This window comes from Methylobacterium sp. CM6241 (assembly GCF_054817845.1).
Genome location: NZ_CM139246.1, coordinates 2103665 through 2119406, shown reverse-complemented (window position 1 = coordinate 2119406; position 15742 = coordinate 2103665). Strand labels below are relative to the sequence as shown.

Genomic DNA, 15742 nt, shown 5'->3' with positions numbered 1-15742 from the left:
CGTAGGCTTAAGCCTACCGAATCGTGTTTCGTCCGTGCCCGGTGAGCGCTTGAGCGCCCGGTCATCAAGATGCCTGTCCCTGCTGACGCTTCGCGCGCGGGGACGATGAAAGCCATTCCCCATGAACCGTCAGTCCTTCCGGAGCGAGTGGGCTCCCGACGTCACGCGTGAAATCCTGGCCGGCACGGTGGTCGCCCTGGCGCTGATCCCTGAGGCCATCGCCTTCTCGATCATCGCGGGCGTCGACCCGAAAGTCGGGCTCTACGCTTCGTTCTGTATCGCCGTCATTTCCGCTTTCGCCGGCGGGCGTCCTGCCATGATTTCGGCTGCCACCGGCGCCATGTCCCTCGTCATGGTCACGCTCGTGAAGGAGCATGGGCTCGGCTACCTGTTCGCGGCCACCATTCTCACCGGGTTGCTCCAGATCGTCGCCAGTGCCGTGCGCCTCGGCAACCTCATGCGCTTCGTCTCGCGCTCGGTGGTCACAGGCTTCGTCAACGCCCTGGCGATCCTCATCTTCCTTGCGCAGATGCCGGAGTTGATCGGCCGCGGGTCGGTCGTCTACGCCATGACCGCCATCGGCCTCGCGATGATCTACGGCCTCCCCTACCTGACGAAGGCCGTCCCCTCACCGTTGATCACGATCCTCGTTCTCACCGGAATCTCGGTCTGGTTCGGGTTCGACATCAGGACCGTGGGCGACATGGGTGCCCTGCCGAGCGAATTACCGGTCTTCGCCCTCCCCCAGGTGCCGTTCACTCTGGAGACACTGCAGATCATCCTGCCCTACGCCCTCACCCTGGCGATGGTCGGCCTGCTCGAGAGCATGATGACGGCGGCCATCCTTGATGAGATGACCGACACGACCTCCAACAAGAACCGCGAATGCGCCGGCCAGGGCCTCGCCAACATCACCTCTGGCCTCTTCGGCGGCATGGCCGGCTGCGCCATGATCGGGCAATCGGTCATCAACGTCTCGTCCGGCGGGCGGGGCCGTCTCTCGACGCTGTGGGCGGGCGCGTTCCTGCTGTTCCTCATCGTGGTTCTCGGCCCCTATGTGGCGCAAATCCCGATGGCGGCCCTCGTCGCGGTGATGATCATGGTCTCGATCAACACTTTCCAGTGGAACTCCGTGCGGACGCTGCTGACCCATCCGAAAAGTTCGAGCGCGGTGATGCTTGGAACGGTGGCCGTCGTCGTGACGACGCATGACCTCGCCAAGGGTGTGCTGTTCGGGGTCGTTCTCTCGGGGTTGTTCTTCGCCCACAAGGTGACGCGGTTCTTCGGTATGTCGTCGGTACGCGATGAGGCCAGCCGCATCCGTACCTACCGGGTGACGGGCCAGATCTTCTTCGCCACGGCGGAGGCGTTCCATTCCGCCTTCGATTTCCGCGAGGACGACCTGACCGGGGTGGTGATCGATCTCTCCGCCTCGCATTTCTGGGACATCACCAGCATCAGTGCCCTCGACAGGGTGGTGCTGAAATTCCGGCACCACGGCATACCCGTCGAGATCGTCGGAATGAACACGGCGACGACCACCCTCGTCGACCGGGTCGGCACTCATCGGAAGCCTGGGGCGGCCCTCGCGGGGCCGGGTCACTGAGCGACGGGAAGAGTGGGATCGAGCGGGAGACTTGCCAAGCGCCCGAGCCCGTCGCTACAGCCGCGCGACGCATCACCCCTTGCCCGCGAGTGCTCCCATGACCGCCTACAAGCTCCTCCTCCTCCCCGGTGACGGCATCGGCCCGGAGGTGATGGCCCAGGTGAAGACCGTGATCGGTGCACTCGCCCAGACCGGTCTCGCCACGTTCGAGACCGAGACCGACCTCGTCGGCGGCTCGTCCATCGACGCTCACGGCGTGCCCCTCACCGACGAGGCCCTCGCGCGGGCGGACGCGGCGGATGCGATCCTGCTCGGCGCGGTGGGCGGCCCAAAATGGTCCGGCGTCGCCTACGACATCCGCCCCGAGGCCGGGCTTCTGCGGCTCCGCAAGGATCTCGGCCTGTTCGCGAATCTGCGGCCGGCGATCTGCTACCCGGCGCTGGCGGATGCGTCCGCGCTGAAACGCGAGCTCGTCGAGGGTCTCGACATCATGATCGTGCGCGAACTCACCGGCGGCGTCTATTTCGGTGAGCCGAAGGAAATCACCACCCTCCCCGACGGCACCAAGCGCGCCGTGGATACCCAGGTCTACACCACGGGCGAGATCGAGCGGATCGCCCATGTGGCCTTCGATCTGGCGCGCAAGCGCTCGGGCCGCGTGGCCTCGGCCGAGAAGCACAACGTGATGAAATCCGGCGTCTTGTGGAAGGAGGTCGTCACCAAGGTCCATTCCGAGCATTACAGCGATGTCGAGCTCGAGCATGTGCTCGCCGACAATTGCGCCATGCAGCTGGTGCGCCGCCCGAAGCAGTTCGACGTCCTCGTGACCGACAACCTCTTCGGCGACGTGCTCTCGGATGTAGCGGCGATGCTCACGGGCTCCCTCGGCATGCTGCCCTCCGCTTCGCTCGGAGCAGTGGATTCGAAGGGAAGCCGCAAGGCATTGTACGAGCCGGTCCATGGCTCGGCACCCGATATTGCGGGCCAGGATCTCGCGAACCCCATCGCCATGATCGGCTCGCTCGCCATGGCGTTGCGCTACTCGTTCGGCCTCGGCGAGGCGGCCGACCTACTCGACGGCGCGATCACCGATGCGCTCGCGGCGGGTTCCCGAACGAAGGATATCGCCGGAGAGGGCGTGACGCCGCTGGGGACCGCCGGGATGGGCGAGGCCGTCGTGGCGGCTCTCAAGTCGCGGGTGCGCTGAAGCGCGAACAGCGGTCTCGTCCGGACATGGAAAAAGGCGCCGACCCAACCGGGTCGGCGCCTTTCTCGGTCCATCGTCCGACGACTGCCCTTAGTAGGGGTTGCCGTTGCGAGAGACGTAGGAGGTGGGGTCGATCGCATCGACACCGGAGAAGTCGATGTTGTGGATCGCGCTGGAACGGGCGCCCACGAACGGGCCGTTGGTGATCGGATCGGGCAAGATCGCACCGCCAAAGCGATCGTTGCGGCCATAGGGCGGCGAATTCAGGTAGCTGGCCGTGATGAAGTGCGGGTTGGTCGCCGGGTTGCTGATCGAACCGTTATTCGCCTCGACGACGTTGCCGGCATCGAGCCAGCTGCGCGGACGGATGCGGATCGGCAGCGGCTGGCTGACGCGGATACCGGGGGCGTAACGACCCTGCGCCTCGACAGCGGTGCTCGCGCCGACAGCGGTAAGGGTGAGTGCGCCCATCAGGGCAATCGTGGCAGTGCGCATGACGGACCTTCGTTGAACCTGTGTGAGATTAGGCCCGATTTCCTTAAGAAACTCGGCCATTCATGGTCAGTAGACGTGCCAGCGGCGCTGTTGTTCCCGGCCTAAGGCCGCGCTTGGTCGCTTCGCCGCAGTTTCGCCTCATTATGTCGGATGCGGCGTTTCGAGATCGATCCGGTTTCTCCGGCGGCCTCTCGGTTGGGGACGGCCGCGACCCGCGGCGCGCAGTCCTCCACCCGCCGTTCCTCGAACACGCGATACGCCGCTTTTAGGCCTGCGGAAGCTTGGCCATTCAGAATGAGCTTGTCCAGGGCGCAGACGATGGCGCGCGGCTCCGGCGGCTGGCTCAATGGGGCGCAGAGCCAGCCATCGATGCGCGGGGTCAGTGGAATCAGCCCGCTCTGCCCCGCATTGGAGAAACCGGTACAGATCCGCGTCACCGGACCGCTCAACGTGGCTTCCAAGGTCTCGAGCGGACCGAACTTGGTGGCGATCAACCCTCGTTCGCCGGATCGTACGACGGCGAGTCCTTGCCCGTCCGCGGCCCGTCGAGCGATGGTGACGAACAGGCTCACGGGAGGTGTGGAGCCCTCTGTGACGGTGAGGCTGAGATAGGGTGCATCCGCCGCGTCGAATTTACCCTGTGAAAGACGGTCCTCCCGCTGGCCCGTGGCCGGGTTGATCCGTGCTGGCTCGATCTTCGCCTGATCGAGGGCGTCAGGATCGTCGAGCCGATAACGCGGGGCCGTTTCGGCAACGGGCAGAGCCTGGCGAACATTCACGGCTGCGGTGGGGACGAACGGCTGGGCATTCGTGTCGGTCGAGACAATCGCCCCCGACTTCGTTTCTTCGTGTTTCGGCTGACCACCGACGAACTGCCCGGCTGCGCCGACACAAGCGAGCGCCGCGACACAAGGCACGGCAAGCCGCAACGATGAGCGAGCTTTGCGCGTGGGGAGCCGATGGTTGGTTTCGTCCTGTACGGCGATGCGATGCATGAAACCCTGAAACCGGTGACTCTTCTGGAGGCTTTCGCCGCGTGCGAGCGACCATGCTCTCGAGGCTCCGTAGGCCGGGTTTCACACTGGGTGACCGGACGAGGGTTTTCGATTTTGCGGTGAATGAATCGTTGCCCGATACACCTTGCGTCTATCGGCAGGTCCTGTTTGTGCCGCGACGAAAGTCTCGCGTGCAGCGCAACTCTTGACAGTCGCGGAGACGAAGCGTCTTGCTCCGCCGCTTGAAGTCAAAGTGGTCCTATCGAAGGGTCGAATGGGACGGGGCGTGCCGGCAAGTCCGCGGGACGACGCGTTTTCGCAGCCGGCCGGTCAATCAGGTCGTGACCGGGAAACCCTGCGGATTCTCATGGGACCGGTACACGGAGACTTGCCAACGACCCTGCCGGCGGTGCCGAGGCGATGAGCCCGGCCCTGGCGGGGAACCAGGGCATCACGAAGCGGAGTTGGAGAGATGGGTTACAAGGTCGCCGTCGTCGGTGCCACGGGCAATGTTGGCCGTGAGATGCTCGACATCCTGTCGGAGCGGGCGTTCCCCGCCGATGAGGTCGTGGCTATCGCCTCGCGCCGCAGCGCCGGGCAGGAAGTCTCCTTCGGTGACAAGATCCTGAAGGTGAAGGCGCTCGACACCTACGATTTCTCCGACACCGATATTTGCCTGATGTCCGCCGGCGGCGAGACGTCGAAGGAATGGTCGCCGCGCATCGGCCAGACCGGCTGCGTCGTCATCGATAATTCGTCGGCCTTTCGCTACCATCCCGACGTGCCGCTGATCGTTCCGGAAGTGAATCCGGAAGCCATCACCGGCTTCTCGAAGATGAACATCATCGCCAACCCGAACTGCTCCACGGCGCAGCTCGTCGTCGCCTTGAAGCCCCTGCACGACGTGGCCAAGATCACCCGCGTGGTGGTGGCGACCTATCAGTCGGTCTCCGGCGCCGGCAAGGAAGCCATGGACGAGCTGTTCCAACAGACCCGTTCGGTCTTCACCGCTGGCCAGATGACCATGGAGAAGTTCCCCAAGCGCATCGCCTTCAACGTCATCCCGCAAATCGACGTGTTCCTCGACGACGGCTCCACCAAGGAAGAGTGGAAGATGGTCGCCGAGACCAAGAAGATGCTCGATCCCAAGATCAAGCTCACGGCGACCTGCGTGCGAGTGCCGGTGTTCATCGGCCATGCCGAGGCGGTGAACGTCGAGTTCGAGCATCCGATCTCGCCCGAAGAGGCCACCGCCCTCCTCCGTTCGGCACCAGGCATCCTGGTCGTCGATAAGCGAGAGCCCGGCGGCTACATGACCCCGCACGAGGCGGCCGGCGAGGACGCGACCTATGTCTCGCGCATCCGCGCGGATTCGACGGTCGATAATGGCCTCTCGTTCTGGTGCGTCGCCGATAACCTGCGCAAGGGCGCGGCCCTGAACACGGTGCAGATCGCCGAGATGCTGATCAACCGGAAGCTCCTGAAGGAGCGGGCAGCGGCCTGATCACTCCACTTCCAGTCCTCGGGCCGAAACCCATCGACCGGCCATTGTCATTGACGCCGTCCCGTTCACGGGGCGGCGTTTTTTTATGGCCAATCCCCCTAACGAAGCAGGAGGAGATGCATTTCTATTGAAAATGTTCCTATTTTAGGATAGCTAGGATTAGAACAAAACACGAACATTGGTGATCGCGATGTGGGGCACTTCCAAACGCGGGCATGAAGCCGAAACCCTCCGTCGCCAACTCGCCATACTGGCGACGGAGACAAAACTGATCCGACTCCAACAGAGCCTGGACCGGAAGTACGATCCAGCCCAGCCCCGTGCGCCCGCCGGCCAAAGCGATGGTGGGCGGTGGGTCTCCGACGGAGGCGTCGGAGGCAGTCGCCTGACCGATCGTCCATCAACCGGTCAGACACTCCGATCCTCCATCGATAACGGAAGCACGTCAGGCAGGTCCACGCGAGAGGAAACCGTCACCAATAACGGGGCTCGGATTCTATCGCTGCGTATTCGCTCGGGACGCGGAGAGTGGGACGACCAGCACGCCGTCGTCACACCGGATGGCGAAAGCAGGATTTTCGAGAATTCGGGCGACGTTCAGACCATCCGCGACGGGGCATCGGGAGAGGTTCTCTCGCGTGGCGCGTTCGCGTTATCCGAATCGCAATCCCAGCCCACAATACAACAGGTCTTTCTGCCGGCTTTCGTCGTCGCTCCGGCCGTCAAGGTCACTCTTGAAGCGGCGGCGCTTCTCTTCACCTATCTGGAAGCTCGGAGGCCGGGATTCGGCAAGGCACCGGGCAGAACGGCACTGCGCTACGACTTCGACCCAGATCCGGACAAAAAACTTCCCCTCATTTGGGTTGGTCCGGTCGATCAGACGACACTCGACCAAGCTTGTCCACGCAACGCCGAAGTGCAAGCCGTAACGGACGAGGCGACGAAACGGCTGACAGCCTTGAATCCCCTTCTGACGAGACAGCAACTCGGCACCATGATCCATGTCGATATCGCACACACATTCATTGCAAGGGCTTATCCCGATGTGCGCGTCGAATTTTCGATAAGCAGTACCGGCGATGAAGCAGATTATGGAGAAAAGGGTTCAGCACGCCTCGATCTTTTCGAACTCTCACCAAATCAAACAGTCTGCGTCTATGATTATAAAACTGGATCGGCGGGGCTAAGCTCAAAAAGAGCGTTGTTTCTAGCCAGATCCGCCAAGAAATTTTGGCCGCAATCAAATGGTATAATTATCATTCAAGTGAGGCCGATAAAATGACGACTATTAAACAAATTAAAGGCCTTGCCAAGAATTTGCTCGACAAAAATATTGATCTTGTCGCTGCTGGTAGAAACTCCTTCTGGCTTCTCCCCATCGAATCTATAGGACGATTGATCCACCTCGATCGGACGAGCAATCCGGCCTATTGCGTTGCAAGCTGGTACCTCGTCGAGTTCTTCATGCCCGGAGTTCGTTCATCGTCCTCACTCGGGCGATGCAGCGAAAGGATTGCCCGTTCTGAAGGCTTCGAGGGTGGCCAGGGCTGGTTCTGGTCCGACCCGACGATCTACGACGATTTCCTCACCCGCGTCGAAGCGGATGCCCTGGCGATCCTTCGCCCCCTGGACACGACGCGAAAGTGTCTCGACTTCGCCCGCACCCGTCCCGCCACGGTCGGACGTCTCGGTCTGGACTGGCATCTCGTCGCCTGCATTGCGCTCGGCGAACTCGATGAGGCTCGGACGATCTGGTCCAAGATAGGTAAGCATTACCGCAACGGGGCCGTGATGGAGGATGCGCACTGGCAGTTGATCAACGACCGGACCTGCCTCATCGGCGAGCCGCTCATGGCCGACGATCGGGACGCTCTCGCCACCCTGTTGCATCGCTGGGAAGCCGAGACCATCGTCGGAAGTCCCCTCGAACCATTTTGGAGACCGAGCCTGTTTCCCCTGGAGGAGGATGCATCGGCCGCCCCGTAAGTGGGCGAGAAGACTAGGGCGACAGGCAAGCCGGCATTAGACCGAGGCCTCCAACGCCGCCACATCCCCACCACTGATCGCCGGCAGGCACCGGGTGATCCGCTGGGCATCCCAGTCCCACCACGCCACGGCCTGGAGCCGCGCGGCGATATCGGGCGGTACGCGCATCCGCACGAGCGTGGCCGGGTTGCCGGCGACGATGGCGTAGGGAGGTACGTCGCGGGTGACCACGGATTTGGCGGCGACCACGGCTCCGTCGCCGATGCGGATTCCCGGTAGGATCGTGCTGTCGTAGCCGAGCCAGACATCGTTGCCGATCACCGTGTCGCCCCGGTTGGGAAAGGCCATCTCTTCGGGGAAGCGTTCGGCCCAGGCGCCGCCGAAGATGAGGAACGGGTAGGTGGAGGGCGCGTCGAGGCGGTGGTTGCCCCCGTTCATGAGGAAGCGCGTGCCCGCCGCAAACGCGCAGAAGCGACCGATCCGCAAACGGTCGCCCAGAAAAGCGAAGTGATAGAGGATGTTGTCGAGGAAAGACTCCGGGCCGGCAGGGTCGTCATAATAAGTGTAGGCGCCGACCTCGACATTCGGCGGCAGGGTGAGATTGCGGATGAAGGTGATTCGGCTGTGACCAGCAACCGGGTGAAGGCAATCCGGGTCGGGTCCGAATGACGGATCGGCGGCCATGATCGAAGCTCACTGGAACGAGTTGACGGCTACGGAGCGACCGGCATGCGCTCCGCCGGGGAACGGCTCGCGAAATCGCTTGAAACGATCCGACGATGGGACTACTCATACCATATCAGTTCTGGTTGCAGTCTTGAGGCTGCGGTTCGGGAGTGGGCCCCACCGGGTCCGCTCTTTTTTATTGCCGCAACACCTCTCGCACCGGATCGCTTCACGCAAGGCCGGACGTACAGCGCAGCATGGCGGACACTTCCGAAAAACGTCTGATCACCGAGACCGGCGTCGCCGCACGGGTCGTGCAGGTCATCGAGGCATCGATCGAGGGCCTCGGCTATCGCGTGGTCCGGGTGCGGGTGTCGAGCGCCAATGGCTGTACCGTGCAGATCATGGCCGAGCGGCCGGACGGCACCATGACGGTGGACGATTGCGAGACCGTGAGCCGGGCGATCTCCCCTCTCCTCGATCTCGACGACCCGGTGGGCAAGGCCTATTATCTGGAGATCTCCTCCCCCGGTATCGACCGGCCGCTGGTACGGGCCGTCGATTTCGAGCGTTGGGCCGGCTACGAAGCCAAGATCGAATTGGCGATCCCCCTCGACGGCCGGAAGCGGTTTCGCGGGATCATCCGAGCCCCCAACCCGGATGGCCTCACGGTGCCGATCGATCTGCCCGACGTGAAGGAGGGCCTGCCGAGCCGCATCGACCTTCCCCTCCGCGATCTCGGCGACGCCTACCTCGTCCTCACCGACGATCTCGTGCGTGAATCGCTCCGACGTGGCGGCGGGCCGCCGCCGATGCTGGACGATGAGGACGAAGACGAGAGCGAGGAGGGTGACGAGGCTGAAGTCTCGCCTCCCGCCCCTCTCAAGAAAAAGGTCGAGCGGCCGCTGAAGCCCAAGGCGTCGGCCAAGCCCAAGCCGGAAAAGATCGAGACCGAGGCGAGTCGGGCCAACAAGGCCAAGCCAGTCCGCACCAAGGCGGTGCGGGTCAAGGACGACGGCAAGCTTCACTAAAGCATTCGTTTGGAACTCCGGCGGGCGCCCGACGGCGCGCTGAGGGTTCCGAGAAGAACATACGACGAAGAGAAGGACGAAATCCGATGGCTGTCGTCAGCGCCAACAGACTCGAACTCCTGCAGATTGCCGAAGCGGTCGCCCGCGAGAAGGTGATCGACCGCTCCATCGTCATCGACGCCATGGAGGAGGCCATCGCCAAGGCCGCTCGCTCCCGTTACGGCGCGGAGACGGATGTCCATGCAGAGATCGACCCCAAGACCGGCGCGCTCCGCCTGTCCCGCCATCTCGTGGTGGTGGACGAGGTCGAGAACGACGCCCGCGAGGTCACGCTGGATCAGGCTCGGCGCTACAATCCGGGCGCGCTCGTGGGGGACGTGATCTCCGACACGCTGCCGCCCTTCGATTTCGGCCGCGTCGCCGCTCAATCGGCCAAGCAGGTCATCGTTCAGAAGGTGCGTGACGCCGAGCGCGACCGTCAGTTCGACGAGTACAAGGACCGCATCGGCGAGATCGTCAACGGCCTGGTCAAGCGGGTCGAGTACGGCAACGTCATCGTCGATCTGGGACGCGGCGAGGGCATCGTGCGCCGTGACGAGATGATCCCGCGCGAGACCTTCCGCCCCGGCGACCGTATTCGCTCCTACCTGTTCGACGTGCGCCGCGAGGTCCGTGGCCCGCAGATCTTCCTCTCACGCTCTCACCCGCAGTTCATGGCCAAGCTGTTCGGCCAGGAAGTGCCCGAAATCTATGACGGCATCGTCGAAGTGAAGGCGGTCGCCCGCGATCCGGGCTCGCGCGCCAAGATCGCCGTCATTTCGCGGGACGGCTCCATCGATCCCGTCGGTGCCTGCGTCGGCATGCGCGGCTCCCGCGTCCAGGCGGTCGTGGGCGAATTGCAGGGCGAGAAGGTCGACATCATTCCGTGGTCCGAGGATCAGGCGACCTTCATCGTCAACGCGCTCCAGCCCGCCGAGGTGGTCAAGGTGGTCCTCGACGAGGAGGCCGACCGCATCGAGGTGGTGGTGCCCGACGATCAGCTCTCGCTGGCTATCGGCCGTCGCGGCCAGAACGTGCGCCTCGCCTCGCAGCTCACCGGGTGGGACATCGACATCCTCACCGAGGCCGAGGAATCCGAGCGGCGCCAGAAGGAATTCGCCGAACGCACTGCTGTCTTCATGGCGGCCCTCGACGTCGACGAGACGGTGGGCCAGCTCCTCGCGGCGGAGGGTTTCCGAAACGTCGAGGAAATCGCCTATGTCGAGCCGGGCGAGCTCGCCAACATTCAGGGCCTCGACGAGGAAAGCGGCACGGAGATCCAGGCTCGCGCCCAGGATCACCTCGCCCGCGTCGAATCCGAATTCGATGCCAAGCGCCAGGAACTCGGTGTCGCCGACGATTTGCGTGAGATCGATGGCGTGACCACGCCGATGCTCGTGGCCTTCGGCGAGAACGACGTGAAGTCGATAGAGGATCTCGCCGGCTGCGCCACGGATGACCTTGTCGGCTACACCGAAGGTCGCGGCCCCGAGGCCACCAAACATGCGGGCTATCTCGACGGGTTCGAAATCTCCCGTGCCGAGGCTGAGGCCATGATCATGGCGGCTCGCGTCAAGGCTGGTTGGATCGAAGCACCCGTTGAGGCTGACGAGGGCGAACAGACCGACGGGGAACCCGAGGCAGTCTGATCCCAGGCGACTTCACCGCCTTCTCCCTCGACGAAATCGAGGGAGAAGGTGACGACAACGTCCAAGCGCAGAACGACCGGGTCGGTGCCCGGGCCTCGAATCGCCACCCTGCCATAACGTGACTTGGCAGGTCCGGCACGGCCGAACAGCCCAAGACGTAGAAGGGTCCAACCGCCATATGACGGGCGAATACGCAGATGCAGCGCAAGATGCCGCTGAGCCGGAGCCGAGCACTTTGCTCGATTCCGGCTTCGGGCGCGGTCGGCGCAATGCAATGCGCACATGCCTTGTCACCCGAATGTCGCAGAATCCGGAAGGCATGATCCGCTTCGTTCTGTCTCCCGACGGGGAAGTGGTGACGGATCTGAAGGCGAAACTGCCAGGACGCGGCGCATGGCTCACTGCCAGTCGCGTCACGGTCGAAGCCGCGCTGAAGAAGCGGCTGTTCCAACGCGCCTTCAAGACCAAGGATGCGGCCGCACCGGCGGACCTCGGTGACAGGATCGCAGCGATCCTGCGGGAAGACCTGCGCCAATCCCTGTCGCTCGCCAACAAGGCAGGCTGCCTGGTCGCCGGTTTCGCCAAGGTCGAGTCCGCCATTGCGGACAAGGCCGGTGTCGCAGCGGTGATTCAAGCCTCCGACGGTAGCGCGGACGGTAGAAGGAAGATCGCCGCGGCATTGCACCGGAGGCATGGCGATGCCATATCCCGTGTCCCGGTCATCGATGATTTGTCCAATGCAGAATTGGACATGGCCTTGGGTCGGGATCATGTGATACATGCGGCGCTTGTCGCAGGAGTCGGGAGCACCGGCTGCCTTGCGCGTTGGCGTCGGCTACGCTCTTTCGAGGGCAGGCCTACGACAGCCGAGGAGGCCGGTTACGCCCGAGCAGGGCAAACCGCTTCGACTCTGCAGGACGACGACGAGACGGATTTACCCGGCGCACAGCAGTTTGCCGGTTCACGGGACGATGGAAACCCTCAGGGTTTGGACTGAATGAGCGATACGAATAATCCGGGCGACAAGACGCAGGCACGACCCCCCTCGAAGCCGCTGTCCTTGAAGCGCCCGATCGAGCAGGGAACGGTGCGTCAGAGCTTCTCCCATGGCCGCTCCAAGCAGGTCGTGGTCGAGACTGTGAAGCGCCGTGTCATCGGGGCGGCACCGGCCGCTCCCGTTCGCGAAACGCAACCGGTCGCTCCGGCGTCCCGTGTGGCGCCGCCCGCTCCCGCGGTCCCGCGTCCCGCCCAGCGGGCGGCGTCCGGCGTCGTACTTCGGACATTGAGCGAGCAGGAGCGCGATGCACGCGCCGCTGCCCTCGCCGATGCCCAGCGCCGTGAGCAGGAAGCCCGCCGCAAGGTCGAGGAAGAGGCTGCAGCGCAGCGTGCTCGCGAGGCTGAGGAAGCCCGCCAGCGCGAGGCCGAGGAGCGTCGCCGCCAGGAAGAGGAGCGTCAGCGCGCCGAGGAGCAGGCTCGCCTGCGTGCCGAGGAAGAGGCTGCTCGCGAGGCGGCTCGCGCTGCCGAAGCCGCAGCCAAGGAAGCCGCCGCGGCGGCTCCTGCCGCAGCTGCTCCGTCTGCGCCCGCACGGCCCGTTTCCAAGACCGTGCCGATGGCTCCTGTCTCGGCTCCGATCTCGTCGGCCCCGAAGCCCGCTCCGGCAGCACCCGCTCCCGCACCTCAGGCTGCGGCGCCTGCGCGTCCGGCAGCTCCAGCTGCCCGTCCCCCTCTGACGGCTCGCCCGACGCCTGCAGAGCCGCGCAAGACCATCACGGCCGACGTGCGCAAGCCGCGCGATTTGAACTTCATGGCCCGCCCGGCTCCCGCACCCGAGCCTGAGGCGGCTCCCACCGCTGCCACGGCCGCACGTCCGGCCGGTGCGACGCCTGCCGCCCGCGCGCCGGGTCGGCCTCAGGCTGCCGAGGAGGAGAGCGAGCAGAAGCGCGTCATCCGCCGCCCCGGCATGCCGCTCAAGATCATCACGCCGCCCAAGACACCCAAGCAGCCGGGCGGCGACCGTAATCGTGGGCGCCTGACCATCGCCACCGCCACGTCGGGCGAGGACGAGCGTACACGCTCCGTTGCTTCGTTCCGTCGCCGCCAGCAGCGCATGAGCGGCAACCGGCAGGTGGAGCAGAAAGAGAAGCTCTCCCGCGAGGTGACGATCCCCGAGACGATCACCATCCAGGAACTCGCCAACCGCATGTCGGAGCGGGCCGTGGACGTGATTCGCCTGCTGATGAAGCAGGGTGAGATCCACAAGATCACCGACGTGATCGATTCGGATTCTGCCCAGCTCATCGCCGAGGAACTCGGCCACACCGTACGCCGCGTCGCCGAGTCCGATGTCGAAGAGGGCTTGTTCAACGACGAGCCGGATCTCGAAGAGGATCTCGATCCGCGTCCGCCCGTCGTGACCATCATGGGCCATGTCGATCACGGCAAAACCTCGCTGCTCGACGCCATCCGCAAGACGGCCGTCGTCTCCGGCGAAGCCGGTGGCATCACGCAGCATATCGGTGCCTATCAGGTCGCATCGCCGTCGGGCGACATGGTCACCTTCATCGACACCCCCGGCCACGCGGCGTTCACCTCCATGCGCGCCCGTGGCGCCAAGGTGACGGATATCGTCGTGCTCGTGGTGGCGGCCGATGACGGTGTCATGCCCCAGACGGTGGAGGCGATCAGCCACGCGAAGGCGGCCGGCGTGCCGCTCATCGTGGCGATCAACAAGATCGACAAGCCCGATGCGAACCCGCAGCGGGTGCGTACCGAGCTTCTGCAGCATGACATACAGGTCGAGTCCATGGGCGGCGAGACCCTGGAATTCGAAGTCTCCGCCAAGACCGGCGACGGTCTGCCGGATCTCCTCGAAGGTCTGCAGCTGCAGGCCGAAATCTTGAACCTGCGTGCCAACGAGGCGCGCGACGGCGAGGGTACGGTCATCGAGGCCAAGCTCGATCGCGGTCGCGGTCCCGTCGCCACGGTGCTCGTGCAGCGCGGCACCCTCTTCACCGGCGACATCGTCGTTGCTGGTGCCGAGTGGGGGCGTGTCCGCGCCCTCATCGACGACAAGGGCGAGAGCATCCCTTATGCCGGCCCGTCGGTGCCGGTGGAGGTACTCGGCTTCAACGGAACTCCGGATGCGGGCGACCGCGTGGCGGTGGTACCGAACGAAGCCCGTGCCCGCGAAGTCACCGAGTATCGCGCCCGTCAGAAGCGTGAGCGGATTGCTGCACGAACCGGCGGTGCGAACCGCTCGCTCGTGGACATGATGCGCGACCTGAAGGAAGGCCTCGGCCGCAAGGAACTGGCTCTCGTCATCAAGGGCGACGTGCAGGGTTCGGTGGAAGCCATCATCGGCGCGTTGGAGAAGCTCGGCAACGACGAGGTGTCAGCGCGCATTCTGCTCGCGGGCGTCGGCGGCATCACCGAGTCGGACGTGACCTTGGCGGAGGCTTCGAAGGCCGTCGTCATCGGCTTCAACGTGCGTGCCCATAAGGAAGCGCGCGAGTCGGCCGAGAACAAGGGCGTCGAGATCCGCTACTACAACATCATCTACGACCTCGTGGATGACATCAAAGCGACCCTCTCGGGCATGCTGCCGCCGACCTTGCGCGAAGAGCGCCTCGGTGAGGCGCAGATCCTGCAGATCTTCGACGTGTCGAAGGTCGGTAAGATTGCCGGTTGTCGCGTCACCGACGGTGTCGTGCAGCGTGGCGCCCATGTCCGCCTGATCCGCGACAGCGTCGTGATCCACGAGGGCAAGCTGTCTCAGCTGAAGCGCCTCAAGGATGACGCGAAGGAAGTCGGTTCGGGTTACGAGTGCGGTATGTCCTTCGAGAACTTCCAGGACATGCGTGCGGGTGACACGATCGAGTGCTACCGGGTCGAGGAGATCCGCCGCACGCTCTAAAGGCGACGCGGCTCGACGAACCCGGCGGCTGCAGCGCGCGCTGCAGCCGCCGTTTTGTTTTGCAGACGGCCGGTACGTCTTAGCGCCCCCGCAAAACGGGGCGCCCAGTCCAGGCGATCCCGGATCCGAGACCCAAGCGACAATGGCTCAGAAACCCAATCCTAGTGGTCCTTCGCAGCGCCAGCAGCGCGTGGCCGAACTTATCCGCCACGCTATCGCAGAAGTGCTGCAGCGCGGCGACATCCAGGATCCTGTCCTGGGCTCGCATGTCATCACCGTGCCCGAAGTGCGTATGTCGCCCGATCTCAAGATCGCCACGGCCTACATCATGCCGCTCGGCGGCCTCGACGAGAAACCGGTCATCGCGGCTCTTGAACGCAACAAGAAAGCATTGCGTCAGGAAGTTGCCCGCCGGGTGAATTTGAAATTTGCGCCCGATCTACGCTTCCTGCGAGACGAGACCTTCGACGAAGCGGATCGGATCGACGCCCTTCTCCGGTCCGAGAAGGTGCGGCGCGATCTCGAATCGCAGCCGCGCGATGCGGACGAGCCAGACGCAGGCGCGTAGGTTCGGCCATCTCGACGAGGTTCATTGGACCCGGAAAGCGGACGCCTCGCGTTACACCCCATCAAGAACTGACCCTGGCGTCG

13 protein-coding genes are annotated in these 15742 nt (G+C 64.3%); 10 read left to right on the top strand and 3 right to left on the bottom strand.

Annotation, left to right across the window (positions count from 1 at the left end):
* Positions 1 to 121 precede the first annotated feature (121 nt).
* Together ACYQR9_RS09815 and leuB are read left to right on the top strand one after the other, a co-directional pair.
* Positions 122 to 1606 carry a SulP family inorganic anion transporter gene (locus tag ACYQR9_RS09815; protein ID WP_461229454.1) on the top strand — a complete coding sequence of 495 codons (1485 nt, stop codon included), beginning with the start codon at positions 122 to 124 and terminating at the stop codon, positions 1604 to 1606.
* A 97-nt stretch (positions 1607 to 1703) separates the two neighbouring features.
* Positions 1704 to 2813: a 3-isopropylmalate dehydrogenase gene (leuB, locus tag ACYQR9_RS09810; RefSeq protein ID WP_461229453.1), complete on the top strand. Its 1110-nt coding sequence runs from the start codon at positions 1704 to 1706 to the stop codon at positions 2811 to 2813.
* A 90-nt stretch (positions 2814 to 2903) separates the two neighbouring features.
* Here the strand turns inward: leuB and ACYQR9_RS09805 are convergent, their stop codons facing one another.
* Together ACYQR9_RS09805 and ACYQR9_RS09800 are read right to left on the bottom strand one after the other, a co-directional pair.
* Positions 2904 to 3308 carry a hypothetical protein gene (locus ACYQR9_RS09805; protein WP_056431263.1) on the bottom strand — a complete coding sequence of 135 codons (405 nt, stop codon included), beginning with the start codon at positions 3306 to 3308 and terminating at the stop codon, positions 2904 to 2906.
* Between the two features lie 101 nt (positions 3309 to 3409).
* Positions 3410 to 4303: a hypothetical protein gene (locus ACYQR9_RS09800; protein WP_461229452.1), complete on the bottom strand. Its 894-nt coding sequence runs from the start codon at positions 4301 to 4303 to the stop codon at positions 3410 to 3412.
* Positions 4304 to 4775: 472 nt separating this feature from the next.
* On the opposite strand from ACYQR9_RS09800, the gene ACYQR9_RS09795 reads away from it, so the two are divergent.
* From ACYQR9_RS09795 to ACYQR9_RS09785, 3 genes are all read left to right on the top strand, one after another.
* Entirely contained in the window at positions 4776 to 5807 is a 1032-nt protein-coding gene (locus ACYQR9_RS09795; protein WP_018044930.1) for an aspartate-semialdehyde dehydrogenase, read from the top strand.
* A gap of 190 nt (positions 5808 to 5997) precedes the next feature.
* Entirely contained in the window at positions 5998 to 7089 is a 1092-nt protein-coding gene (locus ACYQR9_RS09790; protein WP_461220776.1) for a PD-(D/E)XK nuclease family protein, read from the top strand.
* Between the two features lie 113 nt (positions 7090 to 7202).
* A complete protein-coding gene (locus ACYQR9_RS09785) occupies positions 7203 to 7793 on the top strand; it encodes a hypothetical protein (RefSeq protein ID WP_461229451.1) in 591 nt (196 codons plus the stop codon).
* A gap of 36 nt (positions 7794 to 7829) precedes the next feature.
* Here ACYQR9_RS09785 and ACYQR9_RS09780 read toward each other — a convergent pair whose 3' ends face one another.
* Complete coding sequence (locus tag ACYQR9_RS09780) at positions 7830 to 8477, bottom strand: CatB-related O-acetyltransferase (RefSeq protein ID WP_461229450.1); 648 nt, start codon at positions 8475 to 8477, stop codon at positions 7830 to 7832.
* 239 nt (positions 8478 to 8716) lie between these two features.
* On the opposite strand from ACYQR9_RS09780, the gene rimP reads away from it, so the two are divergent.
* From rimP to rbfA, 5 genes are all read left to right on the top strand, one after another.
* Complete coding sequence (rimP, locus tag ACYQR9_RS09775) at positions 8717 to 9490, top strand: ribosome maturation factor RimP (RefSeq protein WP_461229449.1); 774 nt, start codon at positions 8717 to 8719, stop codon at positions 9488 to 9490.
* A gap of 86 nt (positions 9491 to 9576) precedes the next feature.
* The gene (gene nusA, locus ACYQR9_RS09770) at positions 9577 to 11178 is read left to right on the top strand and encodes a transcription termination factor NusA (RefSeq protein ID WP_056431281.1); all 1602 of its coding nucleotides are present in this window, start codon (positions 9577 to 9579) and stop codon (positions 11176 to 11178) included.
* A 178-nt stretch (positions 11179 to 11356) separates the two neighbouring features.
* Positions 11357 to 12175: an RNA-binding protein gene (locus tag ACYQR9_RS09765; protein ID WP_056431284.1), complete on the top strand. Its 819-nt coding sequence runs from the start codon at positions 11357 to 11359 to the stop codon at positions 12173 to 12175.
* On the top strand, positions 12176 to 15091 hold the full coding sequence (infB, locus tag ACYQR9_RS09760; RefSeq protein WP_207411573.1) for a translation initiation factor IF-2: 2916 nt from the start codon (positions 12176 to 12178) through the stop codon (positions 15089 to 15091).
* Positions 15092 to 15233: 142 nt separating this feature from the next.
* A complete protein-coding gene (rbfA, locus tag ACYQR9_RS09755; protein ID WP_056431290.1) occupies positions 15234 to 15659 on the top strand; it encodes a 30S ribosome-binding factor RbfA in 426 nt (141 codons plus the stop codon).
* Positions 15660 to 15742 lie beyond the last annotated feature (83 nt).